The sequence below is a fragment of the Helicobacter jaachi genome (genome assembly GCF_000763135.2).
Lineage (GTDB): Bacteria > Campylobacterota > Campylobacteria > Campylobacterales > Helicobacteraceae > Helicobacter_C > Helicobacter_C jaachi.
In genome coordinates this window covers 1-18,341 of the sequence record NZ_JRPR02000014.1, presented here as the reverse complement: position 1 = coordinate 18,341, position 18,341 = coordinate 1, and the positions used below count along the sequence as shown (strand labels likewise).

The 18,341-nt window shown below is 41.7% G+C and carries 14 protein-coding genes and 1 pseudogene; 14 read left to right on the top strand and 1 reads right to left on the bottom strand.

Annotated elements, in window-relative coordinates; genetic code table 11:
- From LS71_RS08990 to LS71_RS08935, 12 genes are all read left to right on the top strand, one after another.
- The coding region (locus tag LS71_RS08990; protein WP_153227281.1) for a sulfatase-like hydrolase/transferase at nucleotides 1–1,771 on the top strand (1,771 nt) is incomplete at its 5' end.
- A gap of 112 nt (nucleotides 1,772–1,883) precedes the next feature.
- Nucleotides 1,884–3,119, top strand: coding sequence for a class I SAM-dependent methyltransferase (locus LS71_RS08985; RefSeq protein ID WP_052058198.1), 1,236 nt, complete (start codon nucleotides 1,884–1,886; stop codon nucleotides 3,117–3,119).
- Nucleotides 3,116–6,097 carry an adenylyl-sulfate kinase gene (locus LS71_RS08975; protein ID WP_034356695.1) on the top strand — a complete coding sequence of 994 codons (2,982 nt, stop codon included), beginning with the start codon at nucleotides 3,116–3,118 and terminating at the stop codon, nucleotides 6,095–6,097. Before LS71_RS08985 ends, LS71_RS08975 begins: the two co-directional genes overlap by 4 nt.
- Nucleotides 6,094–6,759, top strand: a complete 666-nt coding sequence (locus tag LS71_RS08970) for a gamma-glutamyl-gamma-aminobutyrate hydrolase family protein (protein WP_081946305.1) — start codon at nucleotides 6,094–6,096, stop codon at nucleotides 6,757–6,759. Before LS71_RS08975 ends, LS71_RS08970 begins: the two co-directional genes overlap by 4 nt.
- Nucleotides 6,760–6,769: 10 nt before the next feature.
- Complete coding sequence (locus LS71_RS08965) at nucleotides 6,770–7,249, top strand: hypothetical protein (RefSeq protein ID WP_138109925.1); 480 nt, start codon at nucleotides 6,770–6,772, stop codon at nucleotides 7,247–7,249.
- Nucleotides 7,237–8,091 carry a formyl transferase gene (locus LS71_RS08960; protein WP_034356895.1) on the top strand — a complete coding sequence of 285 codons (855 nt, stop codon included), beginning with the start codon at nucleotides 7,237–7,239 and terminating at the stop codon, nucleotides 8,089–8,091. The genes LS71_RS08965 and LS71_RS08960 overlap by 13 nt, the downstream gene beginning before the upstream one ends.
- Nucleotides 8,088–8,900, top strand: a complete 813-nt coding sequence (locus LS71_RS08955) for a phosphocholine cytidylyltransferase family protein (protein ID WP_138109924.1) — start codon at nucleotides 8,088–8,090, stop codon at nucleotides 8,898–8,900. The genes LS71_RS08960 and LS71_RS08955 overlap by 4 nt, the downstream gene beginning before the upstream one ends.
- 10 nt (nucleotides 8,901–8,910) lie before the next feature.
- Complete coding sequence (gene aepX / locus LS71_RS08950; protein WP_275050999.1) at nucleotides 8,911–10,317, top strand: phosphoenolpyruvate mutase; 1,407 nt, start codon at nucleotides 8,911–8,913, stop codon at nucleotides 10,315–10,317.
- Nucleotides 10,318–10,356: 39 nt separating this feature from the next.
- The gene (locus LS71_RS09745; protein WP_238700396.1) at nucleotides 10,357–10,572 is read left to right on the top strand and encodes a nucleoside-diphosphate sugar epimerase/dehydratase; all 216 of its coding nucleotides are present in this window, start codon (nucleotides 10,357–10,359) and stop codon (nucleotides 10,570–10,572) included.
- Nucleotides 10,565–11,338: a TylF/MycF/NovP-related O-methyltransferase gene (locus LS71_RS08945; protein WP_238700395.1), complete on the top strand. Its 774-nt coding sequence runs from the start codon at nucleotides 10,565–10,567 to the stop codon at nucleotides 11,336–11,338. The genes LS71_RS09745 and LS71_RS08945 overlap by 8 nt, the downstream gene beginning before the upstream one ends.
- A gap of 16 nt (nucleotides 11,339–11,354) precedes the next feature.
- The gene (locus LS71_RS08940) at nucleotides 11,355–12,746 is read left to right on the top strand and encodes a thiamine pyrophosphate-dependent enzyme (protein ID WP_034356893.1); all 1,392 of its coding nucleotides are present in this window, start codon (nucleotides 11,355–11,357) and stop codon (nucleotides 12,744–12,746) included.
- Between the two features lie 282 nt (nucleotides 12,747–13,028).
- Nucleotides 13,029–14,222: an iron-containing alcohol dehydrogenase gene (locus tag LS71_RS08935; protein ID WP_052058222.1), complete on the top strand. Its 1,194-nt coding sequence runs from the start codon at nucleotides 13,029–13,031 to the stop codon at nucleotides 14,220–14,222.
- Nucleotides 14,223–14,224: 2 nt separating this feature from the next.
- Here LS71_RS08935 and rrpB read toward each other — a convergent pair whose 3' ends face one another.
- Nucleotides 14,225–14,572 carry a MarR family transcription factor RrpB gene (gene rrpB, locus LS71_RS08930; RefSeq protein ID WP_034356903.1) on the bottom strand — a complete coding sequence of 116 codons (348 nt, stop codon included), beginning with the start codon at nucleotides 14,570–14,572 and terminating at the stop codon, nucleotides 14,225–14,227.
- 349 nt (nucleotides 14,573–14,921) lie between these two features.
- On the opposite strand from rrpB, the gene htpG reads away from it, so the two are divergent.
- Together htpG and LS71_RS08920 are read left to right on the top strand one after the other, a co-directional pair.
- Nucleotides 14,922–16,778, top strand: coding sequence for a molecular chaperone HtpG (gene htpG, locus LS71_RS08925; protein ID WP_034356901.1), 1,857 nt, complete (start codon nucleotides 14,922–14,924; stop codon nucleotides 16,776–16,778).
- A 321-nt stretch (nucleotides 16,779–17,099) separates the two neighbouring features.
- A pseudogene (locus tag LS71_RS08920) lies at nucleotides 17,100–18,341 on the top strand (methyl-accepting chemotaxis protein); the annotation flags it as partial.

The following is an 18,341-nucleotide window of genomic DNA, read 5'->3' as shown; positions in this document are numbered from 1 at the left end:
TGCTATTTATAGCAGTGATGTATCTCAATTTGATGTAAGCCAAACATACCAAACACTAAGCGCACTCTTTGGTATATGCTTATTCCTTTGTCTTATCACTATTTACATTACAAGCTTTTTTTATCACACAAGATTACTAAAACTAGGCAGTTATGGTGTGAGTGTGATACTCTGCATAGGGTTGGTTTATACTTTTGTGCTTGATTATAATGTCATCACAGGCGAGAGTTACCCACAAATGGATAATTTTGTATTTAAAAATCCACTAGTTGGTAATGGCTGGAACAAATATGTTGACTTGCTTGTAGGTATTTTATCGTGTATTATTGTATTGCTTTTAATGTTTTATTCACATTTCCTTAAGAGAGTGACCCAGGTTGTTTTAGCAAGCATTGTGGTTGTATCTCTGTTATCTTTACAGTCAGCCTATGCACAACGAAATGATATACTTGCCCGTGCTAAGACACCATCTAATCAAATTCAAGCAGCACACGATGATATCCAAAAATATTTGCCACCTTTTCATCATCAGCTTACTGCATTTAGTAAGACAGAACAAAATATAATAGTTTTGCTCTTTGATGGCTTTAGTGGCTCACACTTGCAAATAGTCTTTCAGCAGTTTCCAGAATTTGAGAAAAAATTTAATGGCTTTATATATTACCCCAACACAGTATCTCTAGATGGTAATACAAGTATAACAGCACACACTATTCTAACTGGCTTCAAAACAAGTGCATTTAATCAAAGGAATGGAAGCATAGAGGATTTTAGAAAAAATGCCTCAAAGGAGCTTAAAAATACCTACATTGATTTTCGCAATGCGGGCTTTGATGTCCAGTCCTATGGTATGCCACATCTTGAGCCAGATAAAGATTTGGGAGAGGGCATATCTATTTACCCTACAAATTGGATATTTTCAAGCAATATGGATTATAGTTTATACTATGAAAAGATGCTTGGTATGTCTTCGCAATTACAACTCTTGCGGAGTCAGAATCGCCCTATAGGTGAGCTCACATCTTTGGGCTTATTTTATTTTGCTCCATATGTATTCCGTCATAGAATCTATGCGCCTCGTTACTCCACTGTGAGCGGAATAGAATTTGCCGACTATGCGTGGATTTTTGCAACAGATAAAATGAAAAATATTTCTTTTCTTAGTGGTATAAATACCACATCTCAGCTTCCATCAATCGTAAGAAATCTTAACACAAGTGCCAAAGGAAAGACATTTAAGTATATTCACACGCTCTATACACATTACCCATTCGTGCTTGATAGTAGAACTTGTGTTCCAAGCCAAACTCGAAGCACTCAACTTCCTAAGCAATATGTTCCTTTTTTGGAATATCCAAATCATTACGATAATGAGATATGCGCTATCAAACAAGCTATGATTTTAATAGATTATTTGAAAAAAGAGTCTATTTACGATAATACGATGATTATTTTGGTAAGTGACCATAGCTACAATGATTTGCCAGCACATAATATGCCATATCAACAATCTTATGGCAATGCTCCAAATCCACTTCTTATGATTAAGGAATTCAATGCCAACAAGCCTTTACAAGTAGATTCTAGACTTATGAGTAATGCAGATGTCTATGGAATACTTTGCGACACCTTGCAAACATGTGTTGGGGGGGGGGGCATGATATTCGTAAAAACTACCCTAAAAGTCGAGAGATTATCCACACCAAAAACATTCAATGGACGGATGAAGTTCAAAGACGCAAAGACCTCTATTTTGAAAAGATATGGCTAGTCAAAGACAATGTGCTTAATCCACTCAATTTCACCGACCTCACGCAGCAGTTTAAAGACGGCACTTTGCAGCTTGATGAGCATGTTGAGCATTAAACCTTAAGGGAAAGCAAATGGACAAAACTTATTGGCAGACCTACTACGCTTCACACAGGCTAAATGCCAAGCCCTCGCTTTTTGCGCACTATGTGTTGGAGCGGTACTTGGGCATTATAGAATCTAGCACAGAATCTAGCATGCAAAAATCTAGCGCACAAACAGCTAAAACACAAGAGCTGCTAAAAAAACCACAAGATTTTATGACAACAACACCACAAAGCCCCGCACCCAAGGCACCAAAAAGCCTCTTAGAGTTAGGCTGCGGCAATGGGCGTGATGCGCTCTACTTTGCCAAACACGGCATAGCCGTAATTGCTATCGACCAAGTGCAGGAGGAAATTGCCTTTTTGCAAGAGCAAGCGCGCGCATTATGCGCCCATGACACCATGGATTCTATAAATTCTATGCCCACACAAAATAGCGCGCACCTAGATTGCACAGATTCTATAGAATCTACACAGGCAGATGCTATGCCGCGTGCATCGCGTAATGTTATCCCGCCCGTATTTATCGCAGGCGATTTCACGCAGCTAGATGCGACTTTTAAGCAAAACTTAGCAGCCACCCAAGCACACGCCACAAATGCACCAGAAGAATCTAGCGCACCAAGCTTTGATTGCATTTATTCGCGTTTCACGCTGCATTCTATCACCAAAGCGCAGCAAGATAGGCTATTGCAAGATAGCCTTAGATTCTGTAAAGTCGGAGGGATTTTAGCCATTGAGGTGCGCGGGCAGAAAAATGAGCTATACAAAAAGGGCGCGCCTGTGGCAGATGAGCCAGATGCCTTTATTTATGATAATCACTACCGCAGATTTTTGCATTTTGAAGATACGATTGCGCAATTAGAGGGCTTGCGCATACAGGAGCAAAGTTTAGATTCTATAGCGCGACAAGGCGCGCCTTTACCAAAAAATAAATTAAGCGACAAAAAAGCGGGGATAGAATCTAGTCAAATTATAGAATCTATTAGCGGGGGGGGGGCAACTCTAATGAGCAAAATATCCACCTCCAAACGCACACCAGCAATATTTATGGCTTTGAGATTCTATACGCGAGCGAGCAAAGGGGTTTTGCGCCCTATAAAGACGAGGATTATCACTTCATTAGGATTATCGCAAAAAAAGTACCGCGCTAACGCCGCGCACCTCGCATATTTTACACAATTTACACCATTTGCACACCGCACATTTACACATCACGCAGCCCTTACTTTTACCGCGCAAACTAGCAAAAGGCAAGCGCCATGATTATTTGGATTATGGGCTTAAATGGAGCGGGAAAAACTAGCACCGCACGTGAGCTTAAGGCTATCTTTGCGCAGCATAATCGCGATAGCCTTATTCTTGATGGCAAGCATTTGCGTGAAATTTTTGAGCAAAATGCCTATGACAAAGCCGCGCGTATCGCGCTAGGTATCCGCTACGCGCAGCTTGCTAAGACTTTAAGCGAGCAGTCAAATAAAATTATCATTATCGCGGCAAATGGTATGCTCAAAGAAGTATGTGCGTATAATCGCGCGCATTTGCAGGAGTATTATGAAATTTTTCTTGATGTGCCAGAATCTGTATTGCAAAAGCGCGATTCTAGCGGTATTTACACGCGCTTTAAAAAAGGGCTTGTGAAAAATGTAGGCGGACTTGACTTAGTTGTGGATAAGCCCACAAATGCGCACTTGTGCGTGCCTTATGATAGTGCGCTCTCTGCGCATGATGTGGCGCAAAAAATTGCAGATTTTATTCTTTCCCAGCCCACACAGGCGCAATCTAAGGCAAATCCCCACACAAATATCTTTGGCACTAAAGCCAAAACGCTTGCAAATCTAGCGCCAAAGCTAAAAGCCGGTAAAATCCTACCGCAATGGAGCATAAGTTATAGGGATTTTAAGGATAAGGCGCGCCTTAAAGCACTCAAGCAAAGTTTGCAAAAAAGTGGCTTTGCAAGCTTTATTGTGCGCTCATCTGCTAGCAATGAGGATAGCGCGCACGCTTCAAATGCAGGTGCGTATGAGAGTGTGGCAGATGTGGGCGTGGAGGATTTAGAGGGGGCGATTAAAAAAGTATTTGCCTCTTACGATTCGTCTTTGGGTAATCCATTTGACTGCGCGCCCTCTACTTCTTCAATGCGGCGTATGTCTAATACGCCTCATTCGCAGCAGAGGGCTTCCAGCCAAAGCGATACCGCAAATACTAGAATCGTTAGAGAAAGCGCAAGAATCGCAAAAAAACAAACCTCATTTGATGATGAAATAGTCCTCATTCAGCCCTTTTTGCGTGATATCCTCTGCGCGGGTGTGGCATTCAACACAGAGCCTAAAACTAACGCGCCCTACTATGTGATTGAGTATTCTACTAAATCCACCTCTGCTATCACCGCAGGCGCGAGCTTAACGCAAACCTTTTTTGTCGCCCATTATGCTAAAGACTATGAAAACGCCTACATTGCGCAAATTGTAGCACTGCTCAAAGATATAGAATCTATAATCCCAAATAGCGCGCTTGATGTGGAGTTTGCCATTACAAAAGAAGCTATTTATTGCCTGCAGGCGCGCCCTTTAATTATCAAAAACCCTAGAGAATACCCCTCCCACCGCGCGCAAGCACAATTATTAAAAGATAAAATAGATTCTATCCTAAAGCCCCACCCGAGCCTTTATGGCACTAAGGGCATACTTGGCATTATGCCCGATTGGAATCCTGCTGAAATTATCGGCTTGCACCCGCGCCCGCTAGCATTCTCGCTCTATGCAAAGCTCATTACAGATTCTGTATATGCCACAGGACGCGCGCGCTATGGCTATAAAGATGTGAGTGATAATCCACTTATTTATAATCTGCATGGGCGCGCGTATGTAGATGTGCGCGCGAGTTTTAATTCATTCTTACCAGCGCGCTTAAATGCGAGCTTGGGCGCGAAGCTTATTGATTATTATCTTAACACATTGCGTCAAAACCCGCAGTGGCACGATAAAGTCGAGTTTGAAATTTTATTTGATGCATACTATTTTGATACGCATAAGCGCATAGAATCTTTAAGCCATTTTGGATTTAGCAAAGATGAGATAGATGAGATTGTATGCGCACTAAAAGGGCTTACAAACACGATTTTGCAAGATAAAATTTATGAGCAAGATATAGCAAAGCTTAGCATTTTAGAGCAGAAGCGCGAGCAGATTCTAAGCTATAACGCGCCTTTGGTGGAAAAAATCTATTGGCTACTGCAAGATTGCAAAAGTTATGGCACGCAGCCTTTTGTTGGGCTAGCGCGTATGGGCTTTATGGCTATGGGGTTTTTAAACACACTTGTAAAAGAGGGTATTTTAACACCCGCGCAAAAGCATCACTTTCTAGGCTCGCTTAATTGCATTACTACGCATTTTGCCCATGATTTAAACACCTTGCCAGAACCAGAGTTTTTGCGCAAATATGGGCATTTGCGCCCGGGGACTTATGATATTTTATCGCCGCGATATGATGAAAACTTTAGCTTTTATTTTAAGCAAAAGCCTAAGGCAAAGGTGCAAAAGGAGGCATTCTCGCTCACTTTAGAGCAAATGCGCGCTATTGCAGGGCTGCTCAAAGCGCATAATATAGAATCTAGCGTGCTTGAGTTTTTTGATTTTATCAGTATGGGCATTACTTACAGGGAGCAATCAAAATTTGAGTTTAGCAAGAATCTAAGCGCGGCTTTAAGCCTTATAAGCGCGCAGGGTAGCGAGTTTGGCTTGAGCGCGGAGGATATGAGCTATTGTGATGCAGATGTGTTTTTTAAGGCATATAGCACTTCAAATAACCTTGAGCGCCTTATTTTAGAATCTATAGAGTATGGTAAAAGCTCCTATAACTCGCAGCTATCCATTATCCTGCCGCCGCTTATTACTAGCCCTAAGCAGGTTGAATGCTTCTCTCTTATGGAATCTATGCCTAATTTTATCACCAATAAGCGCATTCAAGCAAGCGTGCTACATTTGCAACATAACCTCATTGGAGCGGATTTAAGCGGCAAAATTGTGTGTATTTCGCATGCTGACCCGGGCTTTGATTGGATATTTTCGCACAATATTGCAGGACTTATCACAGAGTTTGGCGGCGTAAATTCGCATATGGCAATCCGCGCTAATGAGCTTGGAATCCCAGCCATAATTGGTTGCGGTGAGCAGTTTGAGAGATTGGCAAATGCGAGTATGCTTGATATTGATTGCGCAAATGCTAAGGTGGTGGTGCTATGAGCAAGCTTTTTGCCACAGCGGTAAAATCCACACATGCGCCAGAATCTAGCGCATCAACATTTGCAAACACACCAAAATCCCACACAAGAGCCATTATCACGCAAAGAATCTATGCCTATGAGCCTTATAAGGAGCTATGGGAGTGTTTAGATTCTAAATTACAAGGCTTTTTATTAGAGTGCGGCATTGTGGGCTTTGGCATATCGTGCGAGCAAATTAAGTGCGTGGAGGAGCTTTTTAGTGGCATTGATATGCTTGTACTAAGCGGGGGAAATGATATTGGCGCATATTCCTGCCGCGATAGCTTTGAGCTAGCACTCATTGAATGCGCACTTGCTAATCATATAAAAATTTTAGCCATTTGTCGGGGTATGCAAATCCTAGCGCGCTATTTTGGCATCTGTTTAGAATCTAGCGCGCATAAAGTAGGCGCGGCGCATACCTTGCAAGGCACACTTACCCATGAAGTGCATAGCTATCATAATTTTTGCATTAAGCAGCCGCCGCACGGCTTTGAAGTGCTAGCTTATATCGATGATGAAATTGAGGCGATGAGGAGCGAGCAGGCATTAGCGCTTATGTGGCACCCAGAGCGAGAGCTTGCAGATACTGCACGCAGCGCGGATATTGCGCTTATACGCGCATTTTTAAATAATTCTTAAGGAAGCAGCTATGTATCCCTATATCACGCATAATAATCTTGAGCATATTCAGGCGTATAACTACACTGCATTCGGTGGTAGCGGCTTTTTACGCGCTTATTTAAGCACGCGTGAGCCTTTTATAGAAAATACTTCTATGCCACTCCCGCAGCTTGTGGCTTCAAATGAGTTTATGCACAGGGCTTTGGAGGATAGGCAGATGTTAAGACTGCTTATTAAAACCTTTGAGGTGAATAAAAGGCTTTATGCGCGCTATGAAATGGGGCATTCGGCATTTTCAGGTGAGCAGATTCTAAAGCCGCGCAAAGAGAGCGCATATACACATATTGATGATTATCTTATCTTTGCAAACGCACTAGCTAAGGCATTTAGCGCTACACACAATTTGCTTTATTTAAATACTTTGCTAAAGCTTAATGATACGCTTATTTCCATAAAAAGCTTAGGAGAAGCGTATTATGGGGGGGGGGGGGGTATATGCGCTATTTAGCAAAACACATAAATAAAGAGCTTTTAGCGCTTGATATGGTGGTTAAGCAAGTATTCAACGCGCCAGAGCATTTGCGCGATTTTATACAATCTTTGCGCGATTTTGCACAGCAATCCACACCGCTAAATCTTAAGCCAAAGCCCACAATCACGCTTATGCCAGATATTGCTATGATTTATGCGCTCACTGCGCGCTCACAAATTTATTTAGATTCTATGCTAAGTGAAGGCATCGCGCCTAGTTTTGTGCTAGTTTTATCGCCAGATGCGGCAAGTGCAGATTCTATCTTGCAAAAATGCGCGCACTTTGGCGTGCAGGCGCATATTATAGAATCTAGTGAGATTAATGCTAGCGAGGTATTTGACTATATTGCGCGATTAAAGCAGACATATATGATTTATTCGGGCTTTGGCGGGGGAATACTCGCGCCTAAATATTTCACACTTGGCAAATATTTTATCCACATTCACGCCGGGGAGCTACCCGCTTATCGAGGCTCTACGACTTGCTATTACTCGCTTTTAGAGCAGGGTAGCATTAGCGCTAGTGCGATGTTTTTAAATGCTAAGTTAGATTGCGGCGATGTGATTGCGCATTTTGGGCTTGACACAAAGGCTCTGCGCGCGCTAAAAAATACAGATATTGACACTACCATTGAGCCATATATTCGCGCTCAAAGCCTCATTTGCGCCTTGAAAGACTTCATGCAAAATACGCGCTTTACGCCTCAAAAACAAGATTTCACGCAAGGTGAGACATATTATAGAATCCACCCCATTTTAAAGCATTTGGCGATGTTTGTGTGCTTTGGTCAGTGCAATACGCAAAGGAGCGCGACATGAAAGCCCTAATTCTTGCTGCTGGGCGTGGCAGCCGCATGGGCGCGCTTACAGATTCTAAGCCTAAATGCTTGGTTGAGCTGCATAACAAGCCGCTTTTGCTCTATCAGATTGAAGCCCTGCGCGCGGCGCACATTAGCGAGATTGGCATTGTAGTGGGGTATCAAAGTCAAGCCATTGCGCCATTTATAGAATCTTATAAACTAAAAGTATTTGAGAATGCACAATGGGCAGATTCTAATATGGTGCATTCGCTCTCCTGCGCCAAAGAGTGGCTGCTAGATTCTGTATCTATAGCGGGCGGCACAAGCTCGCATATGTCTATATCGCAGCGCTCAACGCAGGAAAATGCGGAGAATTTGCGCGAGGGCTGCATTGTGAGCTATAGCGATATTTTTTATAGCGCGCAAGGGGTTAAGGATTTAATGCGCGCAAAGAGTGATATGGCGATTTTGTATAGCAGCAAATGGCGCCATTTGTGGGAAAAGCGCTTTATTAATCCGCTAGAAGATGCTGAAAGCTTCAAAATGAGGGACAATATATTATGTGAAATCGGCAGCCGCACGCAAAGTATCGATGAAATACAAGGGCAGTATATGGGACTTTTGTATTTTTCTAAAAAAGGTTTGGAGCGGTTTTTGAGCCTTGAAAATAGTATGAAAATAGACACCACAAGCCTTTTGCGCCGCTGCATTGCAAATGGAGAAAAAATCTTATGCGTGAAGTATGCAGGCGTTTGGGGCGAGTGCGATAGCGCAAGCGACATAGCCCTATACGAGGGACTTTATCCACATTTTACACATCTTACTTGAAAGGATTGCTATGAAAAATATGTATTCACCCCCCCCCCCCCCGTTACACACTAAAAGTAAAAAGAAAAATGAAGATGACATAATCATTTATGTCGCGATGGCAGCGGATTTAATCCACCCAGGGCACATAAATATCCTAAAAATCGCAAGGAAATTAGCAAATGATTTAGAATCTAGTGCGCCAAATTCTCCCAAAGCCAAAGTCGTGCTAGGCTTGCTCACTGACAAAGCCATCGCAAGTTATAAACGTCTGCCCTATATGACTTACGAGCAGCGCCTTGAAGTCGTTAGCCACCTTAAAGAAGTCGATGTCGTTATCCCGCAGGACACGTTAAGCTATGAGGGCAATATCCGCGCGCTAAAGCCGCGATATGTAATACATGGCGATGACTGGAAAAGTGGCGCGCAAAGCTATGTGCGGCAAAATGTGATTGACACGTTGCAAGAATTAGGCTGTGGCGAGCTTATCGAGCCGCATTACACGCAGGGCATTAGCTCTACACAGCTAAATGAGAATGCCCGCGCCATTGGCATTACCACAAATGCGCGCCTTTCACTCCTGCGACGCCTCATAAACGCAAAATCTCCACTTAGAATCCTTGAAACTCACTCCGCCCTCTCCGCCCTAATCGCGCAAAATAGCCATGTTAAGCACAATGGGCAAAAAATTGAATTTGATGGCTTTTGGAGTTCATCTTTGACAGATTCTACAAGTCGTGGTAAGCCAGATATCGAGGCAGTCGAGCTTACAAGCCGCCTAAATACGATAAATGAGATTTTTGAGGTGACTACAAAGCCGCTAATTTATGATGCTGATACGGGCGGGAAAATCGAGCATTTTGCCTTTAGCGTAAGGAGTCTAGAGCGCGTGGGCATTTCTGCGGTAATTATCGAGGATAAAACTGGGCTTAAGAAAAACTCGCTATTAGGCAATGATGTGCCGCAAACGCAAGATAGTGTGAAAGATTTTAGCGATAAAATCCGCGCTGGCAAGCTTGCTCAAATCACAAGCGATTTTATGATTATCGCGCGAATTGAATCGCTTATTTTAAACAAAGGGCAAAAAGATGCGCTGCATAGGGCGTTTGCGTATCGTGACGCTGGGGCTGATGGCATTATGATTCACTCGCGGCATAAAAATGCTAGTGAGATTTTGACGTTTTTGGACGCGTTTCGAAAGCTAGATTCTAATACGCCTGTGGTGGTCGTGCCAACGAGCTTTAATGACATCACCGCGCGCGATTTGAGCGATGCTGGGGCGAATATCATCATTTATGCAAATCAAATGCTGCGCGCGAGTTTCATAGCCATGCAGCGCGTGGCACAGGGCATTTTGGAGCATGATAGGAGCAAAGAGATTGAGGGTGAGTGTATGAGTATAGATTCTATACTTAAACTAATCCCTGGGACTATATAAAGATTTTATAGAATCTTTAATTTTTAAAAAGGAGTAAAAATGAAAAAAGAAAAAGTGGCGATTTTTGGTGCTGGGAATTGCGGGCGGCTTATTGGCTCTCAACTTATAAAAGATTCTAAGATTGAGCTTATCGCATTTATTGACAATGATGAGAATAAGGCTGGGAAAATTGTGAATTTAGATTCTATAGAATCTAGCTCGAATTTTATGGAATCTAGCGATATATGCGGGGGGGGGGGGGGTAATTGTGTATAACTCTTTGCAACTCCAAAATCTAGACTTTGATAGAATAATCATTGGCACATTCACAGGGCTATATGAAATTAGCGCGCAGCTGCAAAGTCTAGGCGTCCCAAAGGAGAAAATCGACACAAGCTATATCGAGGTAAGCGTCAAAGCGCGCGAAAATTTTGTGCGTGAATTTGCAAGTGAATTTTTGCAAAATATAGAATCTAAAGCCACAGATTCTATAAACACAGAATCTAGCCGCCAAAACTACGCCATAGCCGAAGTGGGCGTGTATCGCGGCGACTTTGCGCGCGTGATAAATGAGGCTTTTAGCAAAAATAGATTCTATCTTTTTGACACATTTGAGGGCTTTAGCATGCAGGATTTAGGCGGTAATTCTAACACTAAAGATGGCGTTATGGGCGCGAATTTGGGCGCGAAACATTTTGCAAATACAAGTGTAGAGCTGGTGCTAAGCAAAATGCCAAATCCTAAAAACTGCGTTATTAAAAAGGGCTGGTTTCCGCAAAGTGCGCAAGATTGCACAGATTTAGATTCTAAATTTTGCTTTGTGAATCTTGATTGCGATTTGTATGAGCCTATTTTAGCGGGGTTAAAGTTTTTTTATCCGCGAATGTGCGAGGGCGGCGTGATTTTAATCCATGAGTATTTTTCAAATGGCTATGTGGGCGTGCGCGCGGCGGTGCAGGAGTTTTTTGCAAAGCAAAATTTAAAAAGTTTTCAAAAGATTCCAATCGGAGATAATCTAAGCATTGCGATTTTAAAAATCTAGATTTTAAAGGGAAAAAATGATTGAGACGCAAAAATTTGTGGATTTGATGTTTGAGCTAGGCTTAAATCGCGTCAGCGGCGTGCCTTGCAGCTATCTTAGCGCGCTAATTAATTGCTGCATAAATGCAAATCGCTTCATTATGGCAAATAATGAGGGCGAGGCAATCGCCATTGCCAGCGGCATTTCGCTATGTGGTATGGATTCTATAGAATCTAAAAATTTACAGAATCTAGATTCTAAAAAATCCGCCCAAAATTACCAAAAAGACGACGATTTTTACGGCGTGGTATTAATGCAAAATAGCGGCTTAAGCAACGCCCTAAGCCCCCTTACAAGCCTAAATCACACTTTTAAAATCCCAATTCTTTGCTTCGTATCCCTGCGCGGCGAGCCAAATGAAAAGGGCGAAAATACCGATGAGCCGCAGCACGAATTGCTAGGCAAAATTACGCATAAATTGCTTGAAACCTGCGAGATAAAATATGAATTTTTAAGCACTAATTTTAGTGATGCAATGGGGCAGCTAAAAAGGGCAAAAGCGACTTTACAAAGCGGTGAGAGTTTTGTATTTATCGTGCGTAAGGGCACTTTTAGCGATGTGCCGCTAGATTCTGTAAAGCGACAAGGCACGACCTTGTCGCAAATAAATATCGATGGGCGCGCAGCGCAAACTTTAAAGGCGTCGTCGGGGTGGGGGATTGCAAAGGGGGAGGGAGCGACTTCGCCTAATTCAAGCCCCTCCCCCTTTGCGAAAGAAAAAAATAATAACATAATGACGAAGCAAACATCATTTGATGTAAATTTAGATTCTATAGAATCTAAACTCCCCTCAAGACTTCAGGCGTTAAAAATCGTGCAAGATTTAGGCAAAAACTGCGTTATTTTAGCCACCACTGGAAAGTGCGGACGCGAGCTTTACGAGCTAGGCGACAGGGCAAATCAGCTTTATATGGTAGGCTCGATGGGCTGTGTGGGCGCTTTGGGGCTTGGCATTGCGCTTGCTAGTAGCAAAAAAGTCATTGCCATTGATGGCGATTCTGCACTGCTTATGCGGCTAGGCAGCTTGGCGGCGAATGCGTATTATACGCGTAATCAGGGGAATTTTTGCCACATTTTGCTAGATAATCACAGCCATGATAGCACAGGCGGGCAGGATAATCTCTCACCATTTGTGGATTTTGCGCTTGTGGCGCGCGCGTGCGGATATAAAAATGTGTGCGTGGCAAAGGATTTGAGCGAGTTTGAGCGCGCTTTGAGCGAATTTATAGAATCTAAAAGTGACAAAAAAGGCGCATTTTTCATATATTTACGCATTGCAAAAGGCAGTAAAAAAGAGCTAGGCCGCCCAAAAATCACCCCGCCACAAGTCGCCATGCGCCTAGCAAAATTTATAGAATCTAACCTTTAAAAATAAGTTGATAGATGCTTAAAGCAGCTATAACTTTATACTTTAGGCGTTTGAGGGCAATTCACTTGCCAGCAAACAAGACCGCGCGGCTTTTGTGCTAGCAAAAGCAACAGCGCGGAATTATAGAATCTAACCTCAAAAAATAAGTTGATAGATGCTTAAAGCAGCTATAACTTTATACTTTAGGCGTTTGAGGGCAATTTACTTGCCAGCAAACAAGACCGCGCGGCTTTTTACAAAAAGCAACAGCGCGGAAATTATAGAATCTAAAAAAGGAAACATATGGCATTTAGTTATTTTAATCCTGTGCGTATTAAGTTTGATGTGGAATTTACGCAGATTTTAAGAGATGAGTTAGGTGGGCAGAGCGCGCTTGTGCTTACAAGCAGGAGCTTTGCGCCAAAGATTGAGGATTTAAGAAAATACATAAATATCACTCAAGTGATACTCGTGCCGCCAAATCCGCAACTAGCGTTTTTTGGCGATATATGGGCGCAGAGTAGGGGTGCTAGCCAAATTATCGCGCTTGGTGGGGGAAGTGTGATTGATGCGGCTAAGGCTGTGAGCCTTGATATAGGCTTTGGGGAGTTTGACAATTTACTTAAAAATGGTGCGGGAGAAGGTGCTAAAAACATTAAAAAAGCTAATGTGTATGCGCTGCCAACAACGGCTGGCACGAGTAGTGAGCTTACTAAATGGGCGACTATCTGGGAGAGTAAGCACAACAAAAAGCATTCATTAATGCTTGAGCATTTGTATTGTCAAGTGGCGATTTATGATATATCTTTAATGCAAAATATGCCGCTAGATTTAAGCGTGCATACCGCGCTTGATGCGCTCTCTCATAGCGTAGAGTCGCTGTGGAATAAAAATGCTAATCCCATTTCTACAAATAACGCGCTGCGCGCTATGGATTTGATTTTGGAATATTTGCCTTTGCTGTATGAAAGGCTTACAAAAGAGGCTAAAAAACGCGTAAAGCACGCAAAATCTAGCGATATGAAATCTTATTTTACAGAATCTAGAAATATAGAATCTAGCATCGCAAAGTCTTGTAATACAAAATCGTGTGCGGAGGATTTGAGATTTTTACGCCAAAGGCTTGCACTTGCCTCCATACACGCCGGACTTGCCTTTAGCAATACCCAAACTGCGCTCGCACACGCTATAAGCTATCCTTTGACTATGCAATTTCATATCCCGCATGGCTTGGCGTGTAGCTTTAGCTTGCCCTACATTATAGAATCTCTGCCTAAAAAAAGCTTGGCGTTTGAGATATTAAAGCCTTATAAAAAGCGCATTCTAAGGCTATTTAAGCAAGTAAATATTTCGCGCAATCCGCGCGATTATGGGCTAGATTCTATAAATATAAGGGAGATTTTTCACGCACTCAATGCGCGGGCAAAAAATAGCATAGCTAAACCTAAAGTGCTAGAAAAGCGGCTTTTGAAAGCCATTAGTCAAAATAAGCATTAAAGCTATATGCAGCCTTTTTGGTAGTTTCCGCCCCATGTCTCAAGGCTATTTAGCACAGATTCTAAACTCGCGCCAAGTTCTGTGAGGGAGTATTCTACCTTTGGCGGCACTTGCGCAAATACCTTGCGTTTGATGATTTTGGCTTCCTCTAGTTCGCGTAAGTTTTGTGTGAGGACATTTTGGCTAATGCTTTGATTTTTAGTCGCGCTTAGCTCCTTTTTAAGCTCGCCAAATCGTTTCTTATCCTCTAAAAGTTTTGAGATAATAAGTAGCTTCCATTTATTGCCCACGATGTTGAGCGTGGTCTCCACAGGGCAAGGGGAGTAATAAGGATTTGTTTTATGCTGCATGTTTTCTCCTTTTTGATTTGCAATCATATCTTAGCATAAATAACGATAAATGCGCATTAGTATCAAATATGACATTATATTGTAAAATAATCTTTACCTAGTTTTAAAAACTTACAATATCACAAGAATGCATACTTTTCTTATTATTGTCTATAAATGGCGTGTGAAATAGTGCAAAAATGGTTTCAAATGGCGCAAATAAAATAATTTTAGAGTAGATTTAATATCATAGGCTAAATATATATTATATTAATTAGCTCACTAAAGTTTATAATATTACTATCAACTTTATACAAAATTTAACATTTTCTGCTATAATTGCTAAATATTTTAATTTAAGGAGCAAACGATGGCAACAAAACATCAATTCCAAACCGAAATCACACAGCTTTTAGATTTAATGATACATTCTTTGTATTCTAATAAGGAGATTTTTTTGCGTGAGCTTGTAAGTAACGCCTCTGACGCGCTTGATAAGCTCTCATACCTCACGCTTACAGATGATAAATTAAAAAATCTTGCTTTTACGCCGCGTATTGATATTTCCTTTGATGAGGCAAAAAAAACGCTCACCATAGAGGATAATGGCATCGGTATGAGTGAAAATGATATGAAAGAGCATTTAGGCGTTATCGCAAAATCTGGCACAAAGAGCTTTCTGGCGCAACTTAGCGGGGATAAGAAAAAAGATTCTGCGCTTATTGGGCAATTTGGCGTGGGCTTTTACTCTGCGTTTATGGTGGCGCATCGTGTGGTGGTGCAAAGCAAGAAAGCCGGTGAAGAGAAAGCCCATGCGTGGGTGAGTGAGGGCAAGGGAGAATATGAGATTGGCGAATGTGTGAAAGATACGCAAGGCACGCAAATTACGCTTTATTTGCGCGATGAAGATGCGCATTTCGCCTCACGCTGGGAGATTGAAAATATCATTCATAAGTATTCACAACACATTGCATTCCCTATTTATTTGCATTATACAGAATCTAGCTTTGAGGGCGAGGGCGAGGACAAAAAGGAGAAAAAAGAGCAAAAGCAAGAGCAGATTAATACCGCTAAAGCCCTGTGGAAAATCCCTAAGAGCGAGCTAAAAGATGAAGATTATAAGGAGTTTTATAGCACATTTTCGCATGATAATAATCCGCCCATGCGGTGGATTCACACTAAAGTGGAGGGTAATTTAGAATATACTACGCTCTTTTTTATCCCAAGCAAAGCGCCTTTTGATTTGTTCCGCGTGGATTATCAATCGGGTGTAAAGCTCTATGTCAAGCGTGTATTTATCACCGATGATGATAAGGAGCTTTTGCCGCCTTATTTGCGCTTTATCCGCGGGGTGATTGATAGCGAGGATTTACCTCTTAATGTGAGTCGTGAGATTTTGCAGCAAAATAAGATTTTAGCCAATATCAAATCTGCCTCCACAAAGAAGATTCTAAGCGAAATTGGCAATATTGCCAAAAAGGAAGCAGATTATAAGGCGTTTTATGAGCAATTTGGCAAAGTGCTTAAAGAGGGCTTGTATAGCGATTATGAAAATAAGGAGAAAATTTTAGAGTTATTGCGTTTTGATAGCTTTAAGAGTGAGCATATTTCACTCAAGGCTTATAAGGAGGCGATGAGTAGTGAGCAAAAGAGCATTTATTATATTCTTGGTGAGAATAAAGATGCGCTTAGAAATACGCCATTGCTTGAAAAATTTGCGCAAAAGGGCTTTGATGTGCTGCTTTTGAGCGATGAGATTGATTCTGTGGTTATGCCTATGGTTGGTGAGTATGATAAAGTGCCGCTAAGGAGTATTAACTCAAAAGAGGCTTTAGAGGAGCTAGGTGAAGAGGCTGTGGATAAAAAGACGCAAAAAGCCTTTGAGCCTATTATCAAGGGCTTTAAGGAGGCTTTGGGAGAGCAGATTGCCGATGTGAAGCTCTCCACTCTTGGCGAAGCTCCCATAGCGCTTATTAAAGAGGACGCAAATCCTATGATGGCAAATCTTATGGCGCAAATGGGGCAGCAATTACCAGAATCTAAGCCTACACTTGAGCTTAATATTAATCACGAAATTTTTACAAAGCTCAAAAATGCAAGCAGTGAGAAAATCGCTCAATCTGCACTTTTACTATTTGGCGCAGCGGTGGTGCTAGAGGGCGATAGTCTTAAAAATGCAAAAGCCTTTGGCGCAGAGCTTAACAATCTTATCCTGCAAAGCCTTTAGGGCTTTGGGGGCTTTTAACTCTTACTACTTTTGCACATCACTTTAATCCCACTTTTTACCACTCATCTTAATAAGCCAATTAGGCAAACAAATACCTAAGATAAAAGCAATATTTCATATATTTTTCTTATTTTTAAGCATTATATGCGACTCTATATATTTTTGTATATTTTAGTAACAACTCTCAACATAATATTTTACAAATTGCAGGAAAATTATATTATTTTGTAAATAATTAAGGAATAATTGCCTCATTTTTACTACTTTTTGGAGGTTTTTGCTATGTTGAGCTTTTTTAGGAGATTAAAATTTGGCACAAAAATGAATCTTGTCATCGCCATTGTTGTGCTTGTATGTATCGCTATTATGGCATTTGTGGTTATTGCTCAAACGCGTGCCGTGCTTGATAAAGAGGCAAAATCACTGCTTTATAATGCTGCTGAGCGGCATGCGAATAATATCGCGCCTATTTTTGATGAGAGCTTTGCGCTTTTGGAGAATACACAGGGCGTGATTAGTAATTTTTTGCAAGCAGGCGTTGCTATAGAGAGCAAAGCTATTGATGGCAGCCTCTTTAGCTTGCTTGATACATCTAATTGGGCAAAATATGCTTTTGTTTATATGTTTGAGCTTGAGGGCGGCAAGCCAGATGAGCTTTTTACCAAAAATGGTAGAAGTGGCTACTTAAGGCTATATCGTGATGATGAGCCATCTCGTGTAGGCGGTGTGCGCAAAGTCAAGCCAGATGCGGTTGTGCTTGATTTCCCAGCGGCGAAAAAAGCGCTTGATGAGAAGCGTTCGATATTTGGCGTGCCTTTTGAAGTAACGCTTGAAGGCGAGATATTCCACGCAGTGAATGCAGTCGTGCCACTGCTTAATGGCGATAAGCTTGTGGGTATGGTTGGGCTTTCTATTAACCTTGATGCGATTGCAAATGGTATAGTGCTAAATAAGCAAAATAGCGTATTTAAAGATGATTTTATTTCTATTTTATCTCCGGGCGGCGTGTATGCGGCAAGTGATAATATGGAGCATTTTGGTAAGAAAATTGCAGATGTTAATCAAAGCGCTTCAGTCAAACAAATCATTGATGCGCAAGATAACCACCAAAGCGGGATTTTTCAGTATGAAAATCGATATGGACAAGAGGCAATTGGTGGTGTTTCTACATTTGAAGTGTGGCGAAATACAGGGACATTTTGGAGTGTGCTAGTTTCTGCTCCGCAAGATTCTGTATATGCGCCATTGCAGGAGATTAGCACGACTATAGTTATCTCTATACTTGTTACTTTTATTGTTATTGTGCTTATTATCTCAATTTTTATTAATCGCACGCTTGTAATGCGCCTCCAACACATCTCCCACACCCTCTTTGAATTCTTTAATTATCTTAATCATAAAACAAATACTCCTCCACAACCTTTAAAGATAATTGCTCAAGATGAGTTAGGACAAATGGGAAGTGCTATCAACCAAAACATAGAACAAACTAATAAAAACCTAGACCAAGATACTAAAGCTATTGAACAATCAGCACAAACAGCTAAAGAAATAGAATCTGGT

Coding starts and splice junctions, on each gene's coding strand:
- LS71_RS08955 (WP_138109924.1), top strand. CDS start 8,088: ATGAAAGCCCTAATTCTTGCTGCTGGGCGTGGCAGCCGCATGGGCGCG.
- LS71_RS08940 (WP_034356893.1), top strand. CDS start 11,355: ATGATTGAGACGCAAAAATTTGTGGATTTGATGTTTGAGCTAGGCTTA.
- LS71_RS08985 (WP_052058198.1), top strand. CDS start 1,884: ATGGACAAAACTTATTGGCAGACCTACTACGCTTCACACAGGCTAAAT.
- rrpB (WP_034356903.1), bottom strand. CDS start 14,572: ATGCAGCATAAAACAAATCCTTATTACTCCCCTTGCCCTGTGGAGACC.
- LS71_RS08965 (WP_138109925.1), top strand. CDS start 6,770: ATGTATCCCTATATCACGCATAATAATCTTGAGCATATTCAGGCGTAT.
- LS71_RS08975 (WP_034356695.1), top strand. CDS start 3,116: ATGATTATTTGGATTATGGGCTTAAATGGAGCGGGAAAAACTAGCACC.
- LS71_RS08935 (WP_052058222.1), top strand. CDS start 13,029: ATGGCATTTAGTTATTTTAATCCTGTGCGTATTAAGTTTGATGTGGAA.
- LS71_RS09745 (WP_238700396.1), top strand. CDS start 10,357: ATGAAAAAAGAAAAAGTGGCGATTTTTGGTGCTGGGAATTGCGGGCGG.
- LS71_RS08960 (WP_034356895.1), top strand. CDS start 7,237: ATGCGCTATTTAGCAAAACACATAAATAAAGAGCTTTTAGCGCTTGAT.
- htpG (WP_034356901.1), top strand. CDS start 14,922: ATGGCAACAAAACATCAATTCCAAACCGAAATCACACAGCTTTTAGAT.
- aepX (WP_275050999.1), top strand. CDS start 8,911: ATGAAAAATATGTATTCACCCCCCCCCCCCCCGTTACACACTAAAAGT.
- LS71_RS08970 (WP_081946305.1), top strand. CDS start 6,094: ATGAGCAAGCTTTTTGCCACAGCGGTAAAATCCACACATGCGCCAGAA.